The following is a 22,938-nucleotide window of genomic DNA, read 5'->3' on the forward strand; positions in this document are numbered from 1 at the left end:
GTATTGACAGGCTAAAGTCACTTACTAACTTAGTAATGAAAAGCTCGTGTAGAAAAGCCTACACGTCGCGGTTAATTACGTCGTTATTAAGCGATTTATCGCTGTCAAAAAGTTTGACAAAAATTACGCTCTAGAGAGAGAAAAATCACGTACTCGTGTTACTTGAACTTATTGTTAATTATTTATATCAAATTTCTAGATTGTCCCTTTTTTGTTTAGCGACAATAGCACTGTGGTACCACCTGATCCCATTCCGAACTCAGCAGTGAAACGCAGTAGCGCCGATGGTAGTGTGGGAGTTCCCATGTGAGAGTAGGACATTGCTAAACTTCTATTCGTACCGCAAGGTACACCCGAAGAGCCCGTTACGAAAGTGACGGGCTTTTTGCTGTTAGCTATTAAAAAATACAACAATAGTGCTGTGGCTCCACCTGAACCCATTCGCTAATACAGCCGCGGCGCACAGCAGTGAAACGCAGTAGCGCCGGATGATGATAGCGTGTGGGTGTTCTTCTCTTTAGAGAAGCCCGATGCGAAAGCGTCGGGCTTTTTGCTTTGTAGGGTTTAGGAAAAGTAATACCATTCCACCTTAAATTGTTCCTAATTCAATCCAATCTCTACTGCACATTTCTGTTACTCGTTTCGCATCACTAACAAATGAGTTCCATGCTTGTGAACAAGCATCAACGCTATCATCATATCCCTTAAAACACCTATTCGCTAAATGATGTTGGCGTAACCAACTCTACACTTGTTCTATTGGATTTATACTAACTGGTACTATTCAAAAGTTCAGGGATAACCGGTAATAATTTAATGAGCTTGAAAGTGCTTTTCTGTCTTACTTTATAATATAAAAAACAATTAAGTTAAAAATTTATCTTGATAAAGTCTATAATTGCTCGCAGTTATTGTTATAGCGCATAAATTTGTTAAACAATCGATGCTTTCGCTCGTTTAGTGAATATATTTCAGTGTATACTAGGCTCAAATAGTTTATAGGAGTTTGTTATGGGCGGTATCAGTATTTGGCAATTATTAATTATTGCGGTGATCGTTATTTTATTATTTGGTACTAAAAAATTACGTAATTTAGGTGGTGATTTAGGATCAGCTATTAAAGGGTTTAAAAACGCTGTGTCGGATGAAACTGATGCAACGAAAAAATCACAAAATAGCACGGACTCTTTAGGGGATAATACCGCTGCAAAAACTGAAGTGGACGACAAAGAAAGCAAAAAAGAAAACAGCCAGGCATAACGCATGTTTGATATTGGCTTTTGGGAATTAATGCTTATTGCTATTATAGGCTTAGTTGTACTTGGTCCAGAACGTTTACCTGTGGCTATAAGAACAGTGAAAGGTTGGATCACTGGTGTGCGTAAATTCAGTGATACAGTAAAGTCAGAGCTAACAGAAGAATTAAGGGTTCATGAATTACATGCTAATTTAAAAAAAGCTGAGCAGGGGGGAATGAAAAACTTATCCCCGGAAGTAGCTGAATCTCTTAAATCTTTAAAAGAGGCTGCAGCGATGGTTAATGAACCATTTAAAAAAGTAGATACCTCAGCTTTAGATTCGATGATTTCTAGTTCTTTAGCTACATCTAATACGAATAAAGCTACACATGTAGACAAAAAGTCAAATGAAGATGACGGGTTGAACAACAATGAGATACTATCTTCGCCAGTAACTCATGATTCTACTATAGATGTAGATAACGATAAAAAAGAATAATGAACTCAACAAAGCAAGACCAGACCACTACACCAGGTATTGAAAAAACTGTTACACTTTTCGATCACTTACTTGAGTTACGATCTCGGTTACTTCGTGCCGTTTTAGGGGTGTTGTTGGTTTTTTGTTGTTTAGTGTATTTTGCTCAAGATATATATCAATACTTAGCACAACCGCTGCTCAAAACTATGCCAATTGGCTCGCAAATGATTGCAACAGATGTTGCATCACCTTTTTTTGCACCCTTTAAATTAACGATAGTGCTTTCAATCTTTCTTGCTATGCCACATATTCTCTATCAAATGTGGTCTTTTATTGCGCCGGGGTTATATCAAAATGAGAAAAGGCTAGTAGCACCGTTAATGCTAGGATCTACGCTATTGTTTTACAGTGGTATTGCGTTTGCCTATTTTATCGTTTTTCCTGTGGTTTTTGCCTTCTTTACCTCGGTTGCACCTGAGGGAGTGGTAATAGCAACTGACATCAGTAGTTATCTAGACTTTGTATTAAAGCTATTTTTTGCTTTTGGTGCAGCCTTTGAAATTCCGGTAGCCATTATTTTATTGTGTTGGACCGGTGTTACTTCACCTAATAGCCTACGAAAAAAACGTCCTTATGTTGTTGTTGCTGCATTTGTTATGGGTATGCTGCTCACCCCACCCGATATCATTTCTCAGTCTATGCTGGCAATACCTATGTTAATATTATTTGAAATTGGTATTATTGTTGCGTCTTTATATAATAAAGAAGACGAAGGCTTAGACTTAGAGAAGGATAATTCATGAGCGTAAAATTTATTATACTGCTTAGTTTGCTTGGTAGTTTTTTGTCATGGAGCGCATTGGCAGAAAATAATGAGCTTAATAAGCGTATGCTACATTGTACTACCCTCGCTAATGATGATGAACGTTTAGTCTGTTTTGATCAGTTAGCAAGCAAAAATTTAGCCTCTTTAACTGCTGTCAATAAGGCGGAACGGGCAGCGGTTACAAGTCGTAATAGCCAAGCCACAGACGCAGAGCTTGTTGCAGCTAAAAAAATAGACGCCTTTGCCAGCGAAAACTTACAGAAACCGGAAAATGAACAAAGCCCTGACAGCATTATTGCGACGATTAGCAGGCTTAAAAAGTTACTTCGGGGCCAGTGGGTTATTGATTTTGATAATGGCCAAAAATGGCAACAAACAGATTCTGCTAGCCTTAGACTATCCCTAGGCGATAGGGTTAATTTAAATAAAGGAGGTCTGGGTGCTGTGTACTTATCAAAAGAAGGTAGTAATAGGACAATACGAGTTAAGCGACTTAAGTAATGATTGATATTGGGGTTAATTTAACCAATAAGCGCTTTGATAAAGACCGATCTGAGTTAATAACCCGTGCTAAAGGTAAAGGGATGACTCACTTAATTATCACAGGAACTAACGTTAATGAAAGCGAGCAAGCGTTAGCGCTTTGCCAACACTATCAAGAACAATTTCCCAATGTCTTATACGCCACTGCAGGTGTGCACCCGCATTATGCTGATGAGGTCAATGGCAATTATTTAGCAGACCTAGCACAGCTAGCACGCCACCCTCGGGTTAAAGCAATAGGCGAGTGCGGTTTAGACTTCAATCGAAACTTTTCTAGCCCTACTCAACAATTAACAGTATTTAAGGCGCAAATACAGTTAGCGGCAGAGCTTTGTATGCCACTATTTTTACATCAAAGGGATGCATTTGAACTTTGGTTTAAAGCATTAAAACCCTATGTTGACAAAGTGCCTGCCATGGTTGCTCATTGCTTTACTGGAAACAAAGAAGAATTGTTACAATGCATAGATGCAGGTATGTATATTGGGATCACGGGGTGGGTATGCGATGAAAGAAGAGGCACCTCTTTACAAGAAATTGTAAAGTTAATTCCTTTGGACCGCCTGCTAGTAGAAACCGATGCGCCTTATTTGATGCCCAGAACAATCAGACCAAAACCTAAAACTAGCCGTAATGAGCCCAGTTACCTGCCTTTTGTTATTGACAAAATAGCCAGTATTATAGCGCTTGACCCCATTGATTTAGCTTGTCAAACTAGCATTAACGCACAACAAGCTTTTAACATCTCTACTTAGCCCTTATATTAAGCAGCACTATATTTATGTTTTTTAATCAACTATTAAAAACCATACTGATCTTATTGATGATAATTTCAGTGTTTTTAGTGATGCCTGCTGCACAAGCGAATGTAAAAGTTCCTTCCTATCAGCTAAATCAAGATAAACACCTTATTGTTAACTATTTGTATTGGCTTGAACCAGAGGCGCACACACTAAGTATTGTCCGAGATTTCACTGAAATAAACTGGCAACAAAAAAATTTAGCCAATGGCGATATAGAAATACAAACAGGTAAGAATTGGTTTGCTTTTGAATTAACTAATAACCGCAAAATAGAAAAGGCAGTATACCTTGAAGTAGCCAATCAAGTCAGAATGGAACAGGTAGCGTTGTTTCTAGTTGGAGATGATGGCGATACAACACAAAAAATAATGCAGTTGCAACGAGGTAATAATCTCACGACTAACATTACAGTAGCACCCTATTCACAAACAATTATATATTTATCGGTAGAAAGCGCGACACAACTTCGCTCTGCGATAAAAGTGTATTCAGTTACTGGATATATTGAAGCGGGTGATGCACTACAATTTCAACAAGGTATTTTTGTTGGTGGTTTATTTTTTCTTTCAGTGGCCATCATGTTGTTATTTTTTGCAACTAAGGATAAACCGATTCTTATACTATGCAGTTATTTTTTAACGAATACCTGCATGCTTTCCGCGATGCTTGGTTTTAACTTAAGTTACTTATTTCCAGATGCGCCAGGGTTAATAGGGGCCGAAATTCCTGTGCTGTCGGCAATATCAGCCGTATTTTTATTATTATTCACTACTCTACTCTTTCGTTTAAAAATAAGGTTTTACAGTCTCTATAAGACCATTCGTCTTTATATTTTAATTTTACTCTTGTACATCCCTTTAAGCCTTAAGTTATCAGTAGTAGATAATATTGCTATCAGCATGGCTATTTATACATTAGTTAACCTATTTTTAATGGTATTAGGGTTGTATTTACAAAAACAAAGCAGCCGCTTAGCATTGCTCTTTTCTTTTGTTATGGCAATGCAATTAGGCTTTGTATTAGTGGTTATTGTTTCAGTTAATTGGCTTGATATAGGCTTTGTAACTTACCGAAGTTTATTTTATGGCATTTTATTCTGGACTAATTGTTTATTAGTTACCTTACTAATGAGCCGTCAGTACAGCTATCAATTACTTGATAAACAAGAGGCTCAGCGCCAAGCACTAGCCAGTGCGATTGCGTCTGAAAGAGATCATCAAGCGTTATTAACATTACAATCACAAAGCCAAGAAGAATTAGAAAACCGAGTGCAAGAACGTACACTAGAGCTTAATATTGCCTTACAAGAATTAGAAGAAGTGAATGCTGAACTCAAGAAAAAAAATACTCTTGATGAACTCACAGGTTTATTTAACCGCCGTTATTATGATCAAAAGATTCTCGCAGAATATCGTCGTAGTAAACGAAATTTAACCCCGTTGAGCTTAATCCTAATAGATATAGATCATTTTAAAACGGTTAATGACACTTACGGGCACTTAGCGGGTGACTATTGTTTACAATGGCTTAGTGAACATATTAAGCAAAGCTTAAAACGAAGTAGTGATATGGCCTTTCGTTACGGTGGTGAAGAATTTTGTTTAATATTGCCAGACACAGATACAAAAGGAGCGGTAGCGCTTGCAGAAACCTTAAGAAAAAAAGTTGAAACACAAGCTTGCATCTACAAAAACTTCAATATTCAACTAACCATCAGTAATGGTGTATTTACTTATGAGCAGCAAGATAATGTTAAGCCAGAGCAAATATTTTCAGGTGCAGATAAAGCACTTTATCAAGCGAAACATCATGGACGGAATCAAACAAAAGTAGGCAAAACGTAATAATAGCAGCGCTTCTAAATGAGGCGATATAGTTTTATGTAAAGCAAACAAGGTACTGGCCAAAAGTTTATGCTAATAGTGAGTTATTCATACTATTCAATAGACATGGCAGTAGTGGGTTATCTTAACCAATAGATGTGTTTAGCAAGAAACTGCTAAACACTTATCATAAGCACAGCAACTTAGGAAGAAGTCATGAGTAATAATATTTTTGGTCAGTATCCCGCCCGTCGTATGCGCCGTATGCGTACCGATGATTTTACTCGGCGTTTAATGGCCGAAAACGAACTGACAGTAAACGATTTAATTTACCCAGTATTTGTCCTTGAGGGTGAGAATAGACAAGAAACTATTGACTCTATGCCAGGCGTACAGCGTAAAACAATTGATTTACTGCTTGAAGAGGCGCAAGAGCTGGTTGGCTTAGGGATTCCGGCGATTGCTATATTTCCAGTAACACCTAGCGAAAAAAAATCATTAATGGCAGAAGAAGCTTATAATCCGGAAGGATTAGCACAGCGTGCTGTTCGTGCATTAAAGGAAAAGTTCCCGCAGTTAGCTGTTATTACTGACGTAGCGCTTGACCCATTTACAATACATGGCCAAGACGGTATTTTAAGTGAGAGCGATGAAAATAAAGCAGGCGCAACAGGTTACGTATTAAATGACGTGACCAAAGATATTTTAGTAAAGCAGGCGCTATCCCATGCGCAAGCTGGTGCTGATATTGTAGCTCCATCAGATATGATGGATGGTCGTATTGGCGCTATTCGAGAAACCCTTGAAGCAAATGGTTTTGTTAATACAAAAATATTAGCTTATTCAGCAAAGTATGCCTCTAATTATTATGGCCCATTTCGTGATGCTGTCGGCTCTGCAGGAAATATAAAAGGAGGCAATAAGCATACATACCAAATGGATCCCGCAAACAGTAATGAAGCACTTCACGAAGTAGCACAAGATATTGCAGAAGGGGCTGATATGGTTATGGTGAAGCCAGGCATGCCTTACTTAGATGTAGTACGCCGAGTCAAAGATACCTTTCAAGTCCCCACCTATGCTTATCAGGTTAGTGGTGAATATGCCATGCATATGGCGGCGATTCAAAATGGTTGGTTAGCAGAAAAGCCCTGTATTATGGAAGGTTTACTTGCATTTAAACGAGCAGGTGCTGATGGTATTCTGACCTATTTTGCGAAACAAGTTGCAAGGTGGTTAAAAGAAGATCAATAACCAGATCTCGGTTTAATAAGTGTTTCTCGCGCAGCTATTTTTCCTGATATCATCGATAAATTGACTTACAATAGGCTCGCTATTGACGCGAAGTTTGCTTTGTATTAAAAAATTATCAAGCATAGCGTATTGTAAGCCGTGTTTGGGTTAAAGAGTAAGTTTGCTCGCTTTAGTCAGAGCTCTTTTGGGTAGCTAGCATTTCTGATAATAAGCCCTCTCGTAGGGCTCCTGTAGATAATTTAAGCGCTTTAATTTTAAAACAATTAAAGAGCGCGATTAATATACATAAACCACTGGCTAATACTGCAGCTCTATCGGGGCGCAAACCATCAAAAGCGATCTTATCTACGGATTTATATTCAATTAAGGCTTGCTGAATTTCTTGTAAAAAATCAGCCGTTATTGCTGGTGGTTGGGCTCTTGTTTGCTGGCGATAAGATAAAATCTCAGTTAAAGCCTGTAGTGTGCCAGAGCGGCCAATAACAGATTGCCACCCTTGTTGAATAAAATCTGCACTGATAGGCATTATCATATGGCTAGCAGCATTGATTGCTCTAGTAAAATTGTACTTTGTTAATAGGCCATTAGGAAAAAAGCGAGTATTAAAACTTACACAGCCTAAATCTAAACTAATTGCTTTATGGGCCGTTAATCCCTGGCCTATTACTAATTCAGTACTAGCGCCGCCAATATCGACTACCAAACACTTTTGCTCAGGAGGAGTGCTACAAGCATAGGTCGCCCCCTTGTAAATAGCCTCGGCTTCTTGTTCACCACTGAGAACTTTTACGCTAACGGGTAGAATTTTATCGGCTTGCTCCAGAAACTCATCGCGGTTGGTGGCAATTCTTAATGTAGCTGTTGCGATAATACGGATATTATTGACAGGAATACTGGCAAGGTGCTTGGCAAATAGTGTTAAACAGTCTAAACCGCCCTTCATGGCTTCAGAACTAAGGCGTAACTGTTCATTTAGCCCAGCCGCTAAACGCACCTTTTGTTTAACTTTACTTATTGGTATTAGTTGGTTTTTTTGGCGCTTAACAATCAGTAAATGGAAACTGTTAGAGCCGAGATCAACCACAGCATAATGATTAACATCGTACTGTGGTATTGTATCAGAGATAGACATAATACTTGGCTAATAGGCTTATCGACGACCACGGTAATTACTGTTACCGTTTTGTCTATTACCACCAGGGCGACCTGAATTAGGTCTTTGGCGACGAGGACGGGGTTTAGGCTTAGGTAAATCGTCAATTAATGCATCAGCATCGTATTTTGTTACCGGAAGCGAGTGCTCTATATATGCTTCAATGTCTGGTAAATTAAATACATATTGCTCACATGCTAAACTAATAGCATGCCCAGTTGCCCCCGCGCGACCAGTACGACCAATGCGATGGACATAATCCTCACAATCATCAGGTAAGTCATAGTTAAACACATGTGTCACGGCTGGAATATGTAAACCACGCGCCGCAACATCAGTCGCCACTAAAAAATCTATACTACCCTCAGTGAATTGCTCTAATATTTTCAAGCGCTTTTTTTGAGGTACATCACCCGTTAGTAAACCAACACGTAGTTGATCAGCAACGAGGTGGTCATAAACTTTTTCACATACATGTTTAGTGTTAGCAAAAATAATGGCTTTTTCAGGCCAGTCCTCTTCGATAAGTGTTTGTAAAAGAGACATTTTATCTTCATTGGAGGGGTAAAAGAGTTCTTCACTTATACGTGTATTAGTTTTTTGCTCAGGCGCTACTTCTACACTGGTTGGGTCATTCATGTGGTCAAAAGCAAGCTCTTTGACACGAAATGATAAAGTAGCCGAAAATAACATGCTTAAACGTTCTGTAGCCGCAGGCATTTTGTTAAACATATAACGAATGTCTTTGATAAAGCCTAAATCGAACATTCGATCTGCTTCATCGAGTACAACAACCTCAGTATGCCTTAAGTTGTATATGCCTTGCTTCATGTAATCAATTAAACGACCACAGGTGCCAATTAAAATATCAACCCCTTGTTCTAGCGCTAAACGCTGGCTTTCATAACCCTCGCCACCATAAACAACACCAAGGCGTAACCCTGTACTTTTCGACATTTCAATGGCATCACGGTGAATTTGAATCGCTAATTCACGCGTAGGCGCCATAATTAATGCTCGAGGTTGATTATGTGTTGGTGCTTCTTTTGTTTGCAATAAGTGATGGAAAGTTGCCGCTAAGAAAGCAATGGTTTTACCTTCTCCTGTTTGCGCTTGACCAGCAATATCAGTGCCCTGAAGCAGCACAGGTAAGGATTTCGCCTGAATAGACGTACAATGTTCGAAGCCCATAGCTTCTAATCCGGTTACTACTTGCGGAGCAAGATTTAAGTCTGCGAATTTTATTTCAGTTAAGTGTGTTTTTTTCATGGCGCTAGCTTAACACCTTTTAATTAGTTAATAACTAATTTTATTTTAGCGTGATTAAAGTGCATTAAGTTTAAATCAAAACTTGATCTTTTAGTAACTAAACCCCATTAATATAATATAAAGGTTTTATCGAAACAGTAAATACTATAATTTATAGATCGGCGCTAATGCCATAATGAACGGAGAAAGAGATGAGCGACAAAATTATTCAGCTAACTGATGACAGTTTCGAAGCAGATGTTTTAAAAGCATCTGGTTTAATATTAGTTGATTTTTGGGCTGAATGGTGTGGCCCTTGTAAAATGATAGCGCCAGTGCTTGATGATATTGCTACCGAATATGAAGGCAAGGTCACTGTAGCTAAATTAAATATTGACCAAAACTCAGATACACCACCCAAATATGGTGTGAGAGGGATACCAACCCTGTTATTATTTAAAAATGGTGAAATTGCTGACACTAAAGTTGGTGCACTTTCAAAAACTCAATTAAAAGAGTTTTTAGATAAAAACCTTTAAGGCATAGTGCTTCATATTTCTACTAATTTAATGCCGCTATTTTTTTGGTACGCGGCATTTTTATTACCTATTTAACAGCGGCGGCTTATTATTTATAAGGCAAGTATGCTAGCGCCAGTGCTTGGAGGATATAATAAAAAATCCATATTTTTTTTCTTACATTTTAATTAGCGCCTTTACCTAGTTCATTTTTAATGCTAAATTGTTGCCCTGAGTAAAAAACAACACCCCTTTATCCCTATTTTATTGTCTTTATTTGCTAGTTTTTTAGCGTCATTATTATATAAATAGCGTCAATATTAGATACGAAGATTATAAAATCATATTTAACATATACTGCCGTTGGCAATCGCCTCAGGCATAAACACTTAAAATAATTTAAGAAACCCCCTATGAACCTTACCGAATTAAAAGAAAAATCCATCAATGAATTAGTTAAACTAGCCGAAACAATGAAGCTAGAAAACCTCGCTAGAACACGCAAGCAAGATATAATATTTGCTATATTAAAAAAACATGCTGAAAATGATAACGATATTTTTGGTGGCGGTGTTTTAGAAATTCTACAAGATGGGTTTGGCTTTTTACGTTCAGCAGACTCATCTTACTTAGCTGGACCAGATGATATTTATGTATCGCCTAGTCAAATTCGTCGCTTTAGCATGCGAACAGGCGATACAATTCAAGGTAAAATACGCTCACCCAAAAAAGGTGAACGCTACTTTGCTTTATTGAAAGTTACAGAAGTTAACTTTGACCGCCCAGAAAACGCTCGTAATAAAATCCTCTTTGAAAACCTAACACCTATTCACCCAAACGAACGATTTACCATGGAACGTGGTAATGGCTCTACTGAAGACATAACTGCTCGTATTTTAGATTTAGCATCACCAATAGGTAAGGGGCAGCGTGGTTTAATTGTTGCACCACCCAAAGCAGGTAAAACGTTATTATTACAAAATATTGCCCAAAGTATTGCCCATAATCAACCAGATGCCGAACTAATGGTTTTGCTTATTGATGAGCGACCGGAAGAAGTAACAGAAATGGATCGCTTAGTAAAAGGTGAGGTTATTGCGTCAACATTTGATGAGCCCGCTAGTCGTCATGTGCAAGTCGCTGAAATGGTAATCGAAAAGGCTAAGCGTTTGGTTGAGCATAAAAAAGATGTTGTTATTCTACTCGACTCAATTACCCGCTTAGCGCGTGCTTATAACACAGTTATACCTTCCTCTGGTAAAATCTTAACCGGTGGTGTTGATGCGAATGCACTGCATCGCCCCAAACGCTTCTTTGGTGCAGCACGTAAAATTGAAGAGGGTGGTAGCTTAACCATTATCGCGACAGCACTAGTAGAAACCGGTTCGAAAATGGATGAAGTAATTTACGAAGAGTTTAAAGGTACAGGTAATATGGAATTACACCTGTCACGTAAAATATCTGAAAAGCGTGTTTTTCCAGCGATTAATATTAATCGTAGTGGTACGCGTCGTGAAGAGCTTATTACTAAACCTGATGAATTACAAAAAATGTGGATTTTACGCAAAATTGTGCATGAAATGGATGAAATAGGCGCGATAGAGTTCCTTATTGATAAACTGGCCATGAGCAAAACCAACAATGAATTTTTCGATTCAATGAAACGTAAATAATATATTGTCGTATTACCGAAAACCAGTCATTGTGGCTGGTTTTTTTTTAGATATTCGCATCCAGTCTATCTGGTTTAATTAAAGAGCATTTTTTAACATCAAGGTAGCGTTTACTTGCTCTATAATGGAAAACTATATGAAATATAATGATTTAAGAGATTTTATCAGCCAGTTAGAAAAAGTAGGCCAGTTAAAGCGTATTAGTAGTCCTATCTCTACCCACCTAACGATGACTGAAATTAGCGACAGGGCCTTGCGTGCTAAAGGGCCTGCGTTACTGTTTGAAAATGCGGTAGATGAACAGGGCAAGCCATACCATGTTCCCGTATTAACCAATCTTTTTGGTACGCCTGAGCGTGTGGCTTTGGCTATGGGGCAAGATAATATCGAAGCATTGCGTGATGTTGGTAGGCTACTGGCTATGCTTAAAGAGCCTGAACCACCAACGGGATTTCGCGATGCATTAGGTAAAATACCTATTTATAAGCAAGTGCTTAACATGCCAACTAAACTGGTTAAAAAAGCACTTTGTCAGCAAATAGTACTTAGTGGCGATGAGGTTGATTTATCGAAATTGCCAATTCAAACGTGCTGGCCAGGCGATGTGGCTCCCTTAATCACTTGGGGATTAACGGTGACTAAAGGGCCACATAAAGAGCGACAAAACCTAGGCATTTACCGGCAACAAGTACTCTCTAAAAATAAAGTTATTATGCGTTGGTTATCTCACCGTGGTGGCGCGCTTGACTTTCAAGAGTTTAAGAAAACTAACCCAGGGGAAAAATACCCCGTTTCTGTTGCACTAGGGGCAGACCCTGCCACCATTTTAGGTGCCGTGACACCCGTACCTGATACACTGTCAGAATACGCCTTTGCCGGATTATTACGTGGCGCTAAAACAGAGGTCACGAAATCGATAAGCAATGACTTAGAAGTGCCTGCTACCGCAGAAATTATTTTAGAAGGCTACTTAGATCCAGATGAAACAGCACCAGAAGGGCCTTATGGTGACCACACGGGATATTACAACGAAGTTGATGACTTCCCTGTTTTTACTGTCACTCATATTACGATGCGTAAAGACCCTATTTACCACAGTACCTATACCGGTAGACCACCTGATGAGCCAGCAATTTTAGGGGTGGCTTTAAATGAAGTTTTTGTGCCTATTTTACAAAAACAGTTTCCTGAAATTCAAGACTTTTACTTGCCTCCCGAAGGCTGTTCTTACCGTTTAGCCGTAGTCACTATAAAAAAACAGTATGCAGGACATGCTAAGCGCGTGATGATGGGAGTTTGGTCTTTTTTACGTCAATTTATGTACACAAAGTTTGTTATTGTGTGTGACGATGATGTCAATGCAAGAAGCTGGGAAGATGTTATTTGGGCGATGACTACACGTATGGATCCAAGCCGAGACACCGTATTAATAGAAAACACCCCGATCGACTATTTAGATTTTGCTTCACCTGTATCTGGTCTAGGCTCAAAAATGGGTTTAGACGCGACCAATAAATGGCCAGGTGAAACCAATAGAGAATGGGGTGAGCCTATTGTTATGGATGAAGCTATCAAGCAGCAAGTTGATGAAATATGGCATGAGCTTGATATTTTGCCAGTAGCAAATAATTAAAAAATTTTACAGAAAGGTTTAATGAATGAATATAGTTAATTGTCAAATTGTGTCGTTAACATCACTAACGGCTCATGTTTATAAAGTGCTACTAAAACCAGAAACAAAAGTCGACTTTGCTGCCGGCCAATACTTAAATTTTGTCATGAGCGAGGACGATAAGCGTGCATTTTCTATTGCGAGCTCGCCTAATAATGAGCTGATAGAACTGCAAATTGGTGCCTTTGTCGCGAATAGTTACCCAATGCAAGTGATTGAGCGGTTGCAAGCCGCACTGGCCAACAATAAACCTGTTGCGGTTGAAATCCCGTTAGGGACAGCTCAGCTACGGACCGACAGTGAACGACCCTTATTATTACTGGCAGGGGGCACAGGGTTTTCGTATATAAAATCAATGTTTGAATATTTAGCGGAACAAAACTCACAACGCCATATTATGGTATATTGGGGCTTACGTGAGCTTTCAGCAGCTTATGAGTTAGCAGAAACAGCAGCTATTATTGCTAAGTTACCCCATGCTAACTTTATCCCCGTGATTGAAAATGTGGGTACCATGGAAAGCTGGCAAGGTAAAACAGGTTTAGTGCATCAAGCGGTTATGCACGACATTGATAATTTAGAAGCTTACGATATATACCTTGCTGGGCGGTTTGAAATGGTTGGTGTAATTCGTGACGACTTTATTGAACGTGGTGCATTGTTAGAGCACATGTATGGAGATGCTTTTGCTTTTATCTAACAACAAATGAGCGCTAAGCGTTGTACAAGGATGTATAGCGTCAAAGCCTAAGCAGGTTTCTGGCGTTATTATAAACTTGCTTAACATGCCTTTCTTCTGCTTTAGCTGACATCAACGTAAAGCTATATTTTATCTACCCCATGCGCTTTAAGCGACCACCGTTTTAGACGAATAACTTTATCCCATAATAAAATACCTCAATTCAATATGATTACTAAATGATAATGGTTATCATTGACATTCTTGATTGTGTTTTGTAAAGTGCCCGCATTAAAAATAACAACACAACTTTTTACAAGGGATTTTTCAATGAATATCAACTTTAAACATCAATCATTAGCGCTGAGTATTGCTTTGGCTTGCTGTTCAAATGTTTACGCACAAACTGCAAACACGGCAGAACTAAAAACGTTTGAACCACTAGAGCATATGGTTGTTACTGCAACAGGCTTCGAGCAAAAACTTACCGCTGCACCGGCCAGCATTTCAATTATTACTGCCGATGATATTCAAACTCGTCCATTTACAACCTTGCTAGATGCCATTAAATATCAAGAAGGTATTGATGTGGGAACTAGCCGTGACAAAAGTGGCCAAGGCTCAATTAGTATGCGTGGTTTAACGAGTGAATACACCTTAGTGTTAGTTGATGGTAAACGCCAAAACAATCATGGTGATATTTATCCGAATAACTTTGGTGGTAATGCCTTTGGTCATATTCCGCCACTAGACTCAATTGAGCGTGTTGAAGTTATCCGTGGCCCTGCTTCTACACTCTATGGTGCAGACGCGCTAGGTGGTGCTATTAATATTATTACCAAAAAATCTCAAGGTAAATGGTCGGGCTCATTAAGTTTTGGTCGAAGCTTACAAAGTGATGACCAATTTGGTGATGACATTACCACTGATTTCTCGGTAATGGGGCCTTTAATTAAAGGGACGTTAGATTTAGGTTTGCGGGGAAGTATTTATGAACGTTTAGCCTCATCACCAGAATTTGAGCCAGCGGTAGATTCAAATGGCGATATACACTATCGTTCATTAGGATTTGGCAGCGGTGGTAAAACTGTAGATAACACCAATCAACAATATGGCTTCTCTTTATCTTTTACACCAGGAGATGATCACAGACTACGTTTTGATTATGATAACTCTCATCAAGCCTATGACAATACACCAAACTATGATGTTGAAAGTGGCAGTATTAGCTACCCGTTAGGCACAAAAGATAATATCGAATCTATTTGGGCAGAAAAAAACGGTCAAGTAAACCCGCGTGCCGGCTATGCCGCCACACAAGAATTTGACCGCCAATGGTGGTCATTAACATATAATGGTGATTGGGACTTTGGTCGTGCCTTTGTTTCTTTAGCTTATGTTGATACACAAAATAATGGCCGCACTATGCCGTTAAGTGTAGAAGAGCGGAAGTTATTAGGCGAAATGTATTATGCGACTGGTGAGTATGCTGGTATGGCAGAGGCTGACCGTAAAGCCTTGGCAGAAGAAACATTTTTACCTAGAAATCAACGCCCGTTAGAAAGTAGCCAATATACTTTTGATGCTCGTTTAGACATTCCGGTAGAAGATTTTGCGGGGTACCATACATTTGTTATTGGTACTCAAGTTACACAAGGTGAGTTACTTGATGGGGTATTTGGCTTAGAAGATGACCAAGTAAATGGGGTGCAAGAGCAAGAAATGTATGCCTTTTTCATTGAAGATAACTGGACCGTTATTGACCCTTTAACGATTACCGCTGGGGTTCGATACGATAATCACGATGTTTTTGGTAGCAACATTTCGCCGCGCTTATACTCGGTTTATACCCTGTCAGATAATTGGACAATTAAAGGAGGGGTCAGCACTGGTTTTAAAACACCACAAACAACAGATTTATATGATGGCATCACAGGTTTTGGTGGCCAAGGAACATCTCCTTTTGCAGGTAACCCTGATTTAAAGCCAGAAACCAGTGTTAACAGTGAAATTGCCCTATATTGGAGTGATAGTGAAGCAGGGCATAATTTCAACATTACATACTTTAATACTAAATTTGAAGACAAAATTGCACGAGGCGACACTGTGCAAAGTTGTGAGGCAACCGCAGGAGTGCGCCCTTGTGTAAACCTCGGTGCTTATGATGAATTAGGTTATACAACCTATAGTCAAAAAATAAATATAGACAAAGTAGATATTCAAGGTATTGAAGTGGCGGGCAGGGTCGCTATGACAGACAATTGGAATGTTAGTGCTAACTACACCTGGACAGATAGTGAGCAAAAAAGCGGTGTAAGCGCAGGTCAACCATTAACGAATACGGCAGAACATATGGCCAATGTAAATACTGACTGGACAATCACAGAAAAGCTGAATGCTTATTTGCAATTAGAAATACGTTCAGATCGCTATAGAGACTGGAATAGTGTCTTAGATAAACCTCTTTATTACAAAAACTATAGTGCGGTAAACTTTGGCGCTCGCTATAAAATATCTGATAATCTCACAGTTAACTTACGCGTAAACAACTTACTTAATGAAGACTTTACCTCGTATACAACAAGTTATGTTGATTTAGATAACGACGGTTTATATTCATACGATGACGACGAAGTGGTTTTTACTGATGATTACAACATTAAAGATAAAGCACGTAGCTATTGGGTAAGCATTAACGCTTCATTTTAACTAAAAACAAATAACGAGTAACACGGAAACAGCATATGACAATATCTTTGGGTAACGCACGGCAATGGCATTGGATCAGTGCGGCCATTTGTAGTGTAGGTATGCTGTTTTTTTCTTGGACGGGTATTACACTTAACCATGCTGGTGATATTCCTGCAAACTCAGAGATCACTACACTTGAAATAGAGTTACCGGCCAACTTGCTGCAACCTTGGTTCGCTATTGAAGAAGGAAAAACCACCTTACTCAGTGTTGTCAGTGACTATTTAGTTGCAGAGCACGGGGTGTATATCGCCAAAAATGCCGTGGGTGAATTAAGCGATGGAGAGTTTTATTTGTCAATGCCAAACCCTGGTGTAGACGCCTGGCTTTCTATTGACCTTGAAAGCGGTGAGCTTATTTATGAACATACAGATCGCGGTTGGATTTCATTTTTTAATGATTTGCATAAAGGCCGTTACACCAATGATGCTTGGCGCTGGTTTATTGATATCTTTGCCGTTATTTGTATTGTGTTCTGTTTGAGTGGTTTGTGGTTATTGTACAAACAATCTGGGTTTCGCTTATCAACATGGCCAATGGTGTCATTAGGCATACTGGTCCCGCTTGTTATTATTTTAAGTAGTTTACATTAATTAAGCTGTCAGGTTACAGCCAACATAATTTAAAAGGAAAACTAATGAGTCGTAATGTTTTTTTCAACATGTCACTTTGTGCCGTTCTAGCATTAGGTATTATTTTTAGTCGTGTCACATTCGCCGCTGATAGTTTATTAATTGGGGTAGAAATACCACGGATGAAGGTTGCAGAGTATCATAAGCCGTATGTTGCTATATGGTTAGAAGATAGCAGCCGTAAAGGCAAACAAATAGCGTTATGGTATGACCATGACATGAAAGATGACGAAGGGAAAAAATGGCTGAAAGACATTCGCCAATGGTGGCGACGCATTGGTCGAAAAGCAGCACAACCGTTTGATGGTTTAACTTCTGCAACCAAAGGGCCTGGAAACCATGTTATTTCCATTGCTCTAAAGCAATTTAAGGCATTACCGGCAGGCGAATACCAATTGCGTATTGAGGCATCAAGAGAAGTAGGCGGCAAAGAAGTGTTAAATATTCCTTTGCAATTGCCACTGCAATCAAATAAATACCCATTAAAAGCGCAAGGCAGCACTGAACTAGGTGTTGTTAAAGTCACTTTAAATTAATAAAAAATTAACAGTTAAGGAATAAAACAATGAAAATATCTACACCATTTAAGGCATTACTCTCTATTGGAGTGGCGATGAGTTTAACCTTGAGTTTAAGCGCTAATGCCCACAGAGCATGGATTTTACCCAGCAGTACTAGCTTATCAGGAGAAGCACCTTGGGTTACTTTTGACGCAGCAGTTTCAAATTCTTTATTTGTTTTTGAGTATGTACCATTACGTATGAAAGGCTTAATGGTACAAGACCCAACAGGTAAATCAATTGATGTAGTTAACGCACACACAGGTAAGTTCCGCTCTACATTTGACGTAAACTTAGTGACAGAAGGTACTTATAAAATTGGTTATGCTTCTGGCGGTTTACGTGCGTCATGGAAAGACAAAGAAGGTAAGCGCAAAAGATGGCCGGCGCGTGGTAAGGTCGCCAATGAAGCTGACTTTGCAACAGAAGTACCTAAAAACGCTGATGCGTTAAAAGTATCACGCTCTTACCGTCGTTTAGAAACATTTGTTACCGCAGGTGAGCCAACAGAAAAAGTGTTTGAGCCAACCAACTCGGGCTTAGAGCTAGTGCCTGAGACCCACCCCAATGACCTATTTGTTGGTGAAACGGCAAAGTTTCAATTTTTATTTCATGGTAAACCAGTTGCTGGTGTAAAATTAGCTATTGTTAAAGGCAATACGCGTTATCGCAATGAGCAAAATCAAATTGACCTAGTAACTGATGCCAAAGGCTACGTGAATATTACTTGGCCAGCAGCGGGTATGTATTTACTAGAGGCTGAATTTGAAGATGATAAAGCAAAAGCTCCAGCAACAAGCCGTACTGGTAGTTACAGCGCAACCTTTGCTGTTTTTCCACAGTAATGACGGCATAGTTTACAACCGTTAGTCAGCTGCTTGCATTGGCGTAGGCTGACTAACGTGCTGCTAAAGTAACTACTCACCTGTTTGGTTTAAATATTTTATGCAAAGTCTATTTATTATTGTTGTTTTAAGTGCGGCATGGTTGGCACTTTGTGCGGTGATGTGGCGCTTACATCGCTTAAAGTTTTCTAGCGCGCCAGCGGCTAACGCATCGATATTAATTGCCTATGCCAGTCAAACAGGTAATGCCCAAGCGATTGCCAAACGCTGTGCATCGGCGTTGAACCTCACACAACCGTCAAGTGTCATCGCCTTAAACGCCCTAACACTTGAACATTTAAAGCACATTGAAAAAATATTATTTGTTGTCAGTACTTATGGCGACGGCGAAGCACCGGATAATGGAGCTTTTTTTGCTAGGTTGTCAAGAGTGCTGTCTAGTCAACGCTTACATCATTTGCATTACGCCATTATTGCATTAGGCGATAGCACCTACCCAAAATTTTGCGCCTTTGGTTACCAAGTTGATCAAATGATGAAGGCAGCAGGTGCGCAATCACTCGAAGAGATGATTACTGTAGACAAGTACAACGAACAAACAACCGATTTGGCTAGTATTACGCCCAATTGGATTAAAGTAGATAACGCCCCAGCACTCAAGTCTGAAGTGAAAACAGCGCAATATTGGCAACTCACCAAGCGCGAGCTACTTAACCCTGGTTGTAACGATGCAAAATTATTTCAATTAAGTTTTTCTAGTGTTGGCCCATTACCTCATTGGCAAGCAGGTGATTTAATTGATGTACAACCAGAGCAACCAATGGTACTTGTAGAGGATTGGCTACGAGAACATAATTTTAATGGTAATACTTGGCTAACCCATCAAGGCTGCCAACAGCCACTAAAGCAGTGGTTGTTAGTAAGAGAGTTACCGACATCTTGCCCGTATGCAATTGACGAGTTATTAAATAAACTACCTTATTTAGCCAAACGCAGTTACTCGGTTGCCTCCGTACCACAAACAGGGCAATTAACGCTTATTGTTCGCTTACTGGAAAAAAACAACATAACTAACCCTGCGCTTAACGCTAGCGCATTAACCGATGCAACCAAAGAAAGTAAAGGCATAAATTTTGGTCTAGCTTCTGGTTTTTTAAGTAATACTTGCCAAATAGGCAGTGTTATTGAAGGGCAAATGAGAGGCGTGGGTTTACATCATCACATAGACCAAAGTAAACCGATAATATTGATTGGTGCTGGCAGTGGTTTGGCCGGTTTAAAAGCTCAGATAGCGGCACGGCAGTTCTCAGGACAAAAACAAATTGGCGATAGTTGGTTAATCTTTGGTGAGCGCAATAGTCAGCCGTTATTACCGGTTAATCAGCAATTATTTGCACTGCAAAAAACCGTGTTAACACAATTAAGCTGTGCGTATTCTAATGATGCGCAACACCCTAAATATGTACAAAACATACTATTGCAAGAAGATAAAATGCTTACCAAATGGGTAGAAAAAGGCGCTTTTATTTATGTTTGCGGCTGTTTAACCGGCATGGGCGAAAGCGTTCACCAAACGTTAATAGAAGTGCTTGGGCAGTCAAACGTTGAGGCGTTACAACTGCAGCAGCGATATATTCGAGATGTATATTAGCAGTGAAGCCTTATGAGGTTTAGGTCTTAGCAATTTTTAACCATACCTCATTGGCAGCTTGGTGCTGACCTTCTGCCATTAATGCTTGTGCAAGTGCTTGTAAATCTTGTTTGTCATATTGTTTTTCTTGTTGGTTCGCCTCAAGGTTAATTAAGCTTCTAAAGGCTTTTTCTGCCATAGACCATTGCTCGCTCATCAGTGCTAAGTGCCCTAAACAGCTTAACCACTGTGCATTGTGTCTATCGTTATGAAGGTGCTTTTGTACAATCGCGATCAGCGCATCATTTTGCTTTATCGGTAAGTTACGTAAACGCTGTAAAAAGTGTGTACTAGGCTGTTTTTTGAGTCTGGGGGCGATTAAGCTTACCAGAGGCTCGTTAATACCCTGTTCAGCTAATACTCGGCAGTAAGAAAACAACACCGCTTCGCGTTGCTTGGTTTTACGGCTAAGGCTTTGCCAATAAGCTTGTAAATCAGTTTGATTTTTTTGCATAATAAGCGCGTTAAACGCACCATAATAAGCTGTTTCTTCCCAAGCTTGCACAACCTTGTCGGCAATGTTTTTGTCTTTACGTGCTAGCGTTAACCAAGCAATAGCCGCTTCATAGCGCTGTTCAGCCAAGCATAAGTTTATTTCTAAGGCAAGTAAGCGGGCGTCATGACCAATTTGTTTGTGGTGTTCGTCAATTAAGCTGCGTGCTTTTTTATAGGCTTCATTGTTTGCTTGGTTCATTAACAATTTAACTTTTACAATAACACTGGCAAGGTTAGTGTTGTCTTCTTTGGTAGACGCTTGCGCTAACAAAGCTAAATAGTGGTTGGTATTAGCATCGAGTTGCTGTTTCGCTGAGGCGGCCGCGGCAAGTAAATAAGCACTGTGCTGACGCTTTGCGGGCTCAGCACTTTTGGCAAATAGCTGCTCTGCTGTTTGATAATCTTCAAGCATATAAGCAGCTAAGCCTTTATTGAATTGGGCAATACCGCGTCTTCTGCTAGCAAAGGCGAGGGTATGCCAAGCCTTAAAGCTGATTTTAAAGCCGCCGCGAACAAACTTATAGGCAAAAAACAATATAACCAATGTTGCTGTTATCCAAAAGAGTGCCGCATATACTGTTAGCTCAAGGATAGTTTCACCCATGCTAATTAAAATATAGCCAGGCTCTTCAAGTAATAACGGGCTCAGTGCTAAAACAGCGAAAAAAAGCGCGATAATGACGATAAAGCGAATCATATAATGCCCTCACTTTTTGGCTGCTCAGCTGGGGGCTCTTGTGTTTTATCTTCTTGCTCTTGCGGAGGGAGGTTATTCCCGTCATTGTTAAGCGTATTGTTAGGTTTTTTCAAAGGGGTATTTGTTTTGCTTTTTACCGGTGTAGCCTGCTGAGCGCTTAATGTTGCTCTAATTGCCGTTAATGCGCCAAGTTCACTGGGGTAATTAAAATTAATTTGCTTTTGTTGTAAGTCGTTTAGTGTCTTAACAAAATGTTGGTTAACATTATCGCTCATATCAAAATATTCATTAAGCCATTGCTTGATGTCACTTAATGATTGTTGATAAACCTCGCCTTTACGTTCGGTCGCAGACCATAACGCAAGCTGAAGCTTTAAACGTAAGTTTTGTTTTAAGTTTTCTTGTTGTGTGGGCGAGATTAAAGCTTCGACCGTACCGGATCTTTTGCGCACACTAATAAAGTCATCTAAAAATTTTTGCCATGTAATAGCTAGATTTGTTTGCCAATCACTAATGTTGTCAGATAATTGTACTGTATTAGTTGCATTCTCAGTGCCTAGGGTTGTTATTGCTAACGGTAATTGCGTAACTTGTTTACTTAGTGCCATGAGTGTTAAAACGACTTCGTCGGTATCTAACGAGGGCATGAGTTCAAGTGTATTAATATCTTGGCGAATTACTTCACGCACGGGTAAAAATGCAGGGTCTTTTAATTCAGTTAAACGGGCATCAGCGTCTTTTAATAAACCAATAGCGGCAGTAGCGTCATGCTCTAGCCATAAGGTACGTGCAGCGATACGAATTAAATATTCGGCTTCGTGCAATAGCCAGTCACTTGGCTTCTTCGCTTTAATTCCCTGTTCAAGTTGCGCTACTTTGGCGTTAAGAGCATCAATTTCATCTTGAGCAACACGGCTTATGTTAAGGGCAACCTGTTGAATTTTTTCGGCTAAGTCTCTTTCTTGATTGCCCAATGCTTGCTGTATATTAGCTTTATAACGTTGTAAGGTTGCGTTATTTTCATTACTTATTTTACTAGTAAGTGTTTGCACGACTTGTTGGCTTTGTAATTGCTGCCAATAGAAATGCCCTGCAGGCGCGACGATGGCAACAAGCAGGGCGAGTAGTGCTAATTTAGATAGCTTTCTGCTTGCTGCGTTTGATTCTTTTAACGCTGCAGCGGTAGGAGGCTTCTTGGTAGCACTTTGTTTGACATCGTTTTGCTTGATATCTTTTTGTTGAGTAGCATCTTTTTTTGAACTGACTTTGCTGGTAGATTCGCTCAGTTTTTCTGAGGTTGACGGCGTTTTTGATTCAGTCATTATTCATTCCATTCTTTAAAATAAGCCTGTTATAG

At 39.5% G+C, this 22,938-nt stretch carries 20 protein-coding genes, 1 rRNA gene and 1 pseudogene; 17 read left to right on the forward strand and 5 right to left on the reverse strand.

The annotated features are described in order from the left end of the window. The first annotated feature begins 214 nt into the window (after positions 1-214). Positions 215-329 (forward strand): 5S ribosomal RNA (gene rrf, locus AC0UA9_RS15015). A gap of 260 nt (positions 330-589) precedes the next feature. Here the strand turns inward: rrf and AC0UA9_RS15020 are convergent. After that, positions 590-769: pseudogene (locus tag AC0UA9_RS15020) on the reverse strand (IS630 family transposase); the annotation flags it as partial. Positions 770-1,011: 242 nt separating this feature from the next. Here AC0UA9_RS15020 and tatA point away from each other — a divergent pair. The 7 genes from tatA to hemB all read left to right on the forward strand — a co-directional run bounded on the left by tatA (position 1,012) and on the right by hemB (position 6,968). Next, complete coding sequence (tatA, locus tag AC0UA9_RS15025) at positions 1,012-1,260, forward strand: Sec-independent protein translocase subunit TatA (RefSeq protein ID WP_475661178.1); 249 nt, start codon at positions 1,012-1,014, stop codon at positions 1,258-1,260. A gap of 3 nt (positions 1,261-1,263) precedes the next feature. Further along, positions 1,264-1,737, forward strand: coding sequence for a Sec-independent protein translocase protein TatB (tatB, locus tag AC0UA9_RS15030; RefSeq protein WP_475661180.1), 474 nt, complete (start codon positions 1,264-1,266; stop codon positions 1,735-1,737). After that, positions 1,737-2,522 carry a twin-arginine translocase subunit TatC gene (gene tatC / locus AC0UA9_RS15035; RefSeq protein WP_475661182.1) on the forward strand — a complete coding sequence of 262 codons (786 nt, stop codon included), beginning with the start codon at positions 1,737-1,739 and terminating at the stop codon, positions 2,520-2,522. Before tatB ends, tatC begins: the two co-directional genes overlap by 1 nt. Further along, complete coding sequence (locus AC0UA9_RS15040; protein WP_475661184.1) at positions 2,519-3,046, forward strand: hypothetical protein; 528 nt, start codon at positions 2,519-2,521, stop codon at positions 3,044-3,046. The genes tatC and AC0UA9_RS15040 overlap by 4 nt, the downstream gene beginning before the upstream one ends. Then, complete coding sequence (locus AC0UA9_RS15045) at positions 3,046-3,843, forward strand: TatD family hydrolase (RefSeq protein WP_475661186.1); 798 nt, start codon at positions 3,046-3,048, stop codon at positions 3,841-3,843. The genes AC0UA9_RS15040 and AC0UA9_RS15045 overlap by 1 nt, the downstream gene beginning before the upstream one ends. Positions 3,844-3,869: 26 nt before the next feature. Beyond that, positions 3,870-5,735, forward strand: a complete 1,866-nt coding sequence (locus AC0UA9_RS15050) for a diguanylate cyclase (protein ID WP_475661188.1) — start codon at positions 3,870-3,872, stop codon at positions 5,733-5,735. Positions 5,736-5,930: 195 nt separating this feature from the next. Beyond that, on the forward strand, positions 5,931-6,968 hold the full coding sequence (gene hemB / locus AC0UA9_RS15055; protein WP_475661189.1) for a porphobilinogen synthase: 1,038 nt from the start codon (positions 5,931-5,933) through the stop codon (positions 6,966-6,968). Positions 6,969-7,137: 169 nt separating this feature from the next. Here hemB and AC0UA9_RS15060 read toward each other — a convergent pair whose 3' ends face one another. Next, positions 7,138-8,100, reverse strand: a complete 963-nt coding sequence (locus AC0UA9_RS15060; protein ID WP_475661190.1) for a Ppx/GppA phosphatase family protein — start codon at positions 8,098-8,100, stop codon at positions 7,138-7,140. An 18-nt stretch (positions 8,101-8,118) separates the two neighbouring features. After that, entirely contained in the window at positions 8,119-9,390 is a 1,272-nt protein-coding gene (gene rhlB, locus AC0UA9_RS15065; RefSeq protein ID WP_475661192.1) for an ATP-dependent RNA helicase RhlB, read from the reverse strand. 191 nt (positions 9,391-9,581) lie between these two features. Here rhlB and trxA point away from each other — a divergent pair, with 191 nt between their 5' ends. The 9 genes from trxA (at position 9,582) to AC0UA9_RS15110 (ending at position 20,350) form a co-directional block, all read left to right on the forward strand. Beyond that, entirely contained in the window at positions 9,582-9,908 is a 327-nt protein-coding gene (trxA, locus tag AC0UA9_RS15070) for a thioredoxin TrxA (RefSeq protein ID WP_475661193.1), read from the forward strand. A 392-nt stretch (positions 9,909-10,300) separates the two neighbouring features. Next, complete coding sequence (gene rho, locus AC0UA9_RS15075) at positions 10,301-11,560, forward strand: transcription termination factor Rho (protein ID WP_475661194.1); 1,260 nt, start codon at positions 10,301-10,303, stop codon at positions 11,558-11,560. Positions 11,561-11,696: 136 nt separating this feature from the next. After that, entirely contained in the window at positions 11,697-13,193 is a 1,497-nt protein-coding gene (gene ubiD / locus AC0UA9_RS15080) for a 4-hydroxy-3-polyprenylbenzoate decarboxylase (protein WP_475661195.1), read from the forward strand. Positions 13,194-13,218: 25 nt separating this feature from the next. Beyond that, positions 13,219-13,932 (forward strand): NAD(P)H-flavin reductase, encoded by a 714-nt coding sequence (gene fre, locus AC0UA9_RS15085; protein ID WP_475661197.1) that lies wholly within the window; start codon positions 13,219-13,221, stop codon positions 13,930-13,932. Positions 13,933-14,241: 309 nt separating this feature from the next. Continuing rightward, on the forward strand, positions 14,242-16,620 hold the full coding sequence (locus AC0UA9_RS15090) for a TonB-dependent receptor domain-containing protein (RefSeq protein ID WP_475661198.1): 2,379 nt from the start codon (positions 14,242-14,244) through the stop codon (positions 16,618-16,620). A 35-nt stretch (positions 16,621-16,655) separates the two neighbouring features. Beyond that, positions 16,656-17,255 (forward strand): PepSY-associated TM helix domain-containing protein, encoded by a 600-nt coding sequence (locus AC0UA9_RS15095; protein WP_475661200.1) that lies wholly within the window; start codon positions 16,656-16,658, stop codon positions 17,253-17,255. Positions 17,256-17,299: 44 nt separating this feature from the next. Continuing rightward, positions 17,300-17,830 (forward strand): DUF2271 domain-containing protein, encoded by a 531-nt coding sequence (locus AC0UA9_RS15100; RefSeq protein WP_475661202.1) that lies wholly within the window; start codon positions 17,300-17,302, stop codon positions 17,828-17,830. Positions 17,831-17,859: 29 nt separating this feature from the next. Continuing rightward, on the forward strand, positions 17,860-18,699 hold the full coding sequence (locus tag AC0UA9_RS15105; RefSeq protein ID WP_475661206.1) for a DUF4198 domain-containing protein: 840 nt from the start codon (positions 17,860-17,862) through the stop codon (positions 18,697-18,699). Between the two features lie 100 nt (positions 18,700-18,799). Next, the gene (locus tag AC0UA9_RS15110) at positions 18,800-20,350 is read left to right on the forward strand and encodes a flavodoxin domain-containing protein (protein WP_475661208.1); all 1,551 of its coding nucleotides are present in this window, start codon (positions 18,800-18,802) and stop codon (positions 20,348-20,350) included. 19 nt (positions 20,351-20,369) lie between these two features. On the opposite strand, the gene AC0UA9_RS15115 is transcribed toward AC0UA9_RS15110, so the two are convergent. Then, positions 20,370-21,581 carry a heme biosynthesis HemY N-terminal domain-containing protein gene (locus tag AC0UA9_RS15115; protein ID WP_475661210.1) on the reverse strand — a complete coding sequence of 404 codons (1,212 nt, stop codon included), beginning with the start codon at positions 21,579-21,581 and terminating at the stop codon, positions 20,370-20,372. Beyond that, positions 21,578-22,903 (reverse strand): uroporphyrinogen-III C-methyltransferase, encoded by a 1,326-nt coding sequence (locus tag AC0UA9_RS15120; RefSeq protein WP_475661212.1) that lies wholly within the window; start codon positions 22,901-22,903, stop codon positions 21,578-21,580. The genes AC0UA9_RS15115 and AC0UA9_RS15120 overlap by 4 nt, the downstream gene beginning before the upstream one ends. Between the last annotated feature and the right edge of the window lie 35 nt (positions 22,904-22,938).

It is taken from the genome of Colwellia sp. F1 (assembly GCF_056238625.1).

Excerpts from the sequence above, each read along its gene's own strand:
- AC0UA9_RS15110 (WP_475661208.1), top strand. The coding sequence starts at position 18,800 with ATGCAAAGTCTATTTATTATTGTTGTTTTAAGTGCGGCATGGTTGGCA.
- tatC (WP_475661182.1), top strand. The coding sequence starts at position 1,737 with ATGAACTCAACAAAGCAAGACCAGACCACTACACCAGGTATTGAAAAA.
- AC0UA9_RS15100 (WP_475661202.1), top strand. The coding sequence starts at position 17,300 with ATGAGTCGTAATGTTTTTTTCAACATGTCACTTTGTGCCGTTCTAGCA.
- AC0UA9_RS15120 (WP_475661212.1), bottom strand. The coding sequence starts at position 22,903 with ATGACTGAATCAAAAACGCCGTCAACCTCAGAAAAACTGAGCGAATCT.
- tatB (WP_475661180.1), top strand. The coding sequence starts at position 1,264 with ATGTTTGATATTGGCTTTTGGGAATTAATGCTTATTGCTATTATAGGC.
- trxA (WP_475661193.1), top strand. The coding sequence starts at position 9,582 with ATGAGCGACAAAATTATTCAGCTAACTGATGACAGTTTCGAAGCAGAT.
- AC0UA9_RS15115 (WP_475661210.1), bottom strand. The coding sequence starts at position 21,581 with ATGATTCGCTTTATCGTCATTATCGCGCTTTTTTTCGCTGTTTTAGCA.
- AC0UA9_RS15090 (WP_475661198.1), top strand. The coding sequence starts at position 14,242 with ATGAATATCAACTTTAAACATCAATCATTAGCGCTGAGTATTGCTTTG.
- rhlB (WP_475661192.1), bottom strand. The coding sequence starts at position 9,390 with ATGAAAAAAACACACTTAACTGAAATAAAATTCGCAGACTTAAATCTT.
- hemB (WP_475661189.1), top strand. The coding sequence starts at position 5,931 with ATGAGTAATAATATTTTTGGTCAGTATCCCGCCCGTCGTATGCGCCGT.
- AC0UA9_RS15050 (WP_475661188.1), top strand. The coding sequence starts at position 3,870 with ATGTTTTTTAATCAACTATTAAAAACCATACTGATCTTATTGATGATA.
- AC0UA9_RS15095 (WP_475661200.1), top strand. The coding sequence starts at position 16,656 with ATGACAATATCTTTGGGTAACGCACGGCAATGGCATTGGATCAGTGCG.
- fre (WP_475661197.1), top strand. The coding sequence starts at position 13,219 with ATGAATATAGTTAATTGTCAAATTGTGTCGTTAACATCACTAACGGCT.
- ubiD (WP_475661195.1), top strand. The coding sequence starts at position 11,697 with ATGAAATATAATGATTTAAGAGATTTTATCAGCCAGTTAGAAAAAGTA.
- tatA (WP_475661178.1), top strand. The coding sequence starts at position 1,012 with ATGGGCGGTATCAGTATTTGGCAATTATTAATTATTGCGGTGATCGTT.
- AC0UA9_RS15040 (WP_475661184.1), top strand. The coding sequence starts at position 2,519 with ATGAGCGTAAAATTTATTATACTGCTTAGTTTGCTTGGTAGTTTTTTG.
- AC0UA9_RS15105 (WP_475661206.1), top strand. The coding sequence starts at position 17,860 with ATGAAAATATCTACACCATTTAAGGCATTACTCTCTATTGGAGTGGCG.
- AC0UA9_RS15045 (WP_475661186.1), top strand. The coding sequence starts at position 3,046 with ATGATTGATATTGGGGTTAATTTAACCAATAAGCGCTTTGATAAAGAC.
- rho (WP_475661194.1), top strand. The coding sequence starts at position 10,301 with ATGAACCTTACCGAATTAAAAGAAAAATCCATCAATGAATTAGTTAAA.
- AC0UA9_RS15060 (WP_475661190.1), bottom strand. The coding sequence starts at position 8,100 with ATGTCTATCTCTGATACAATACCACAGTACGATGTTAATCATTATGCT.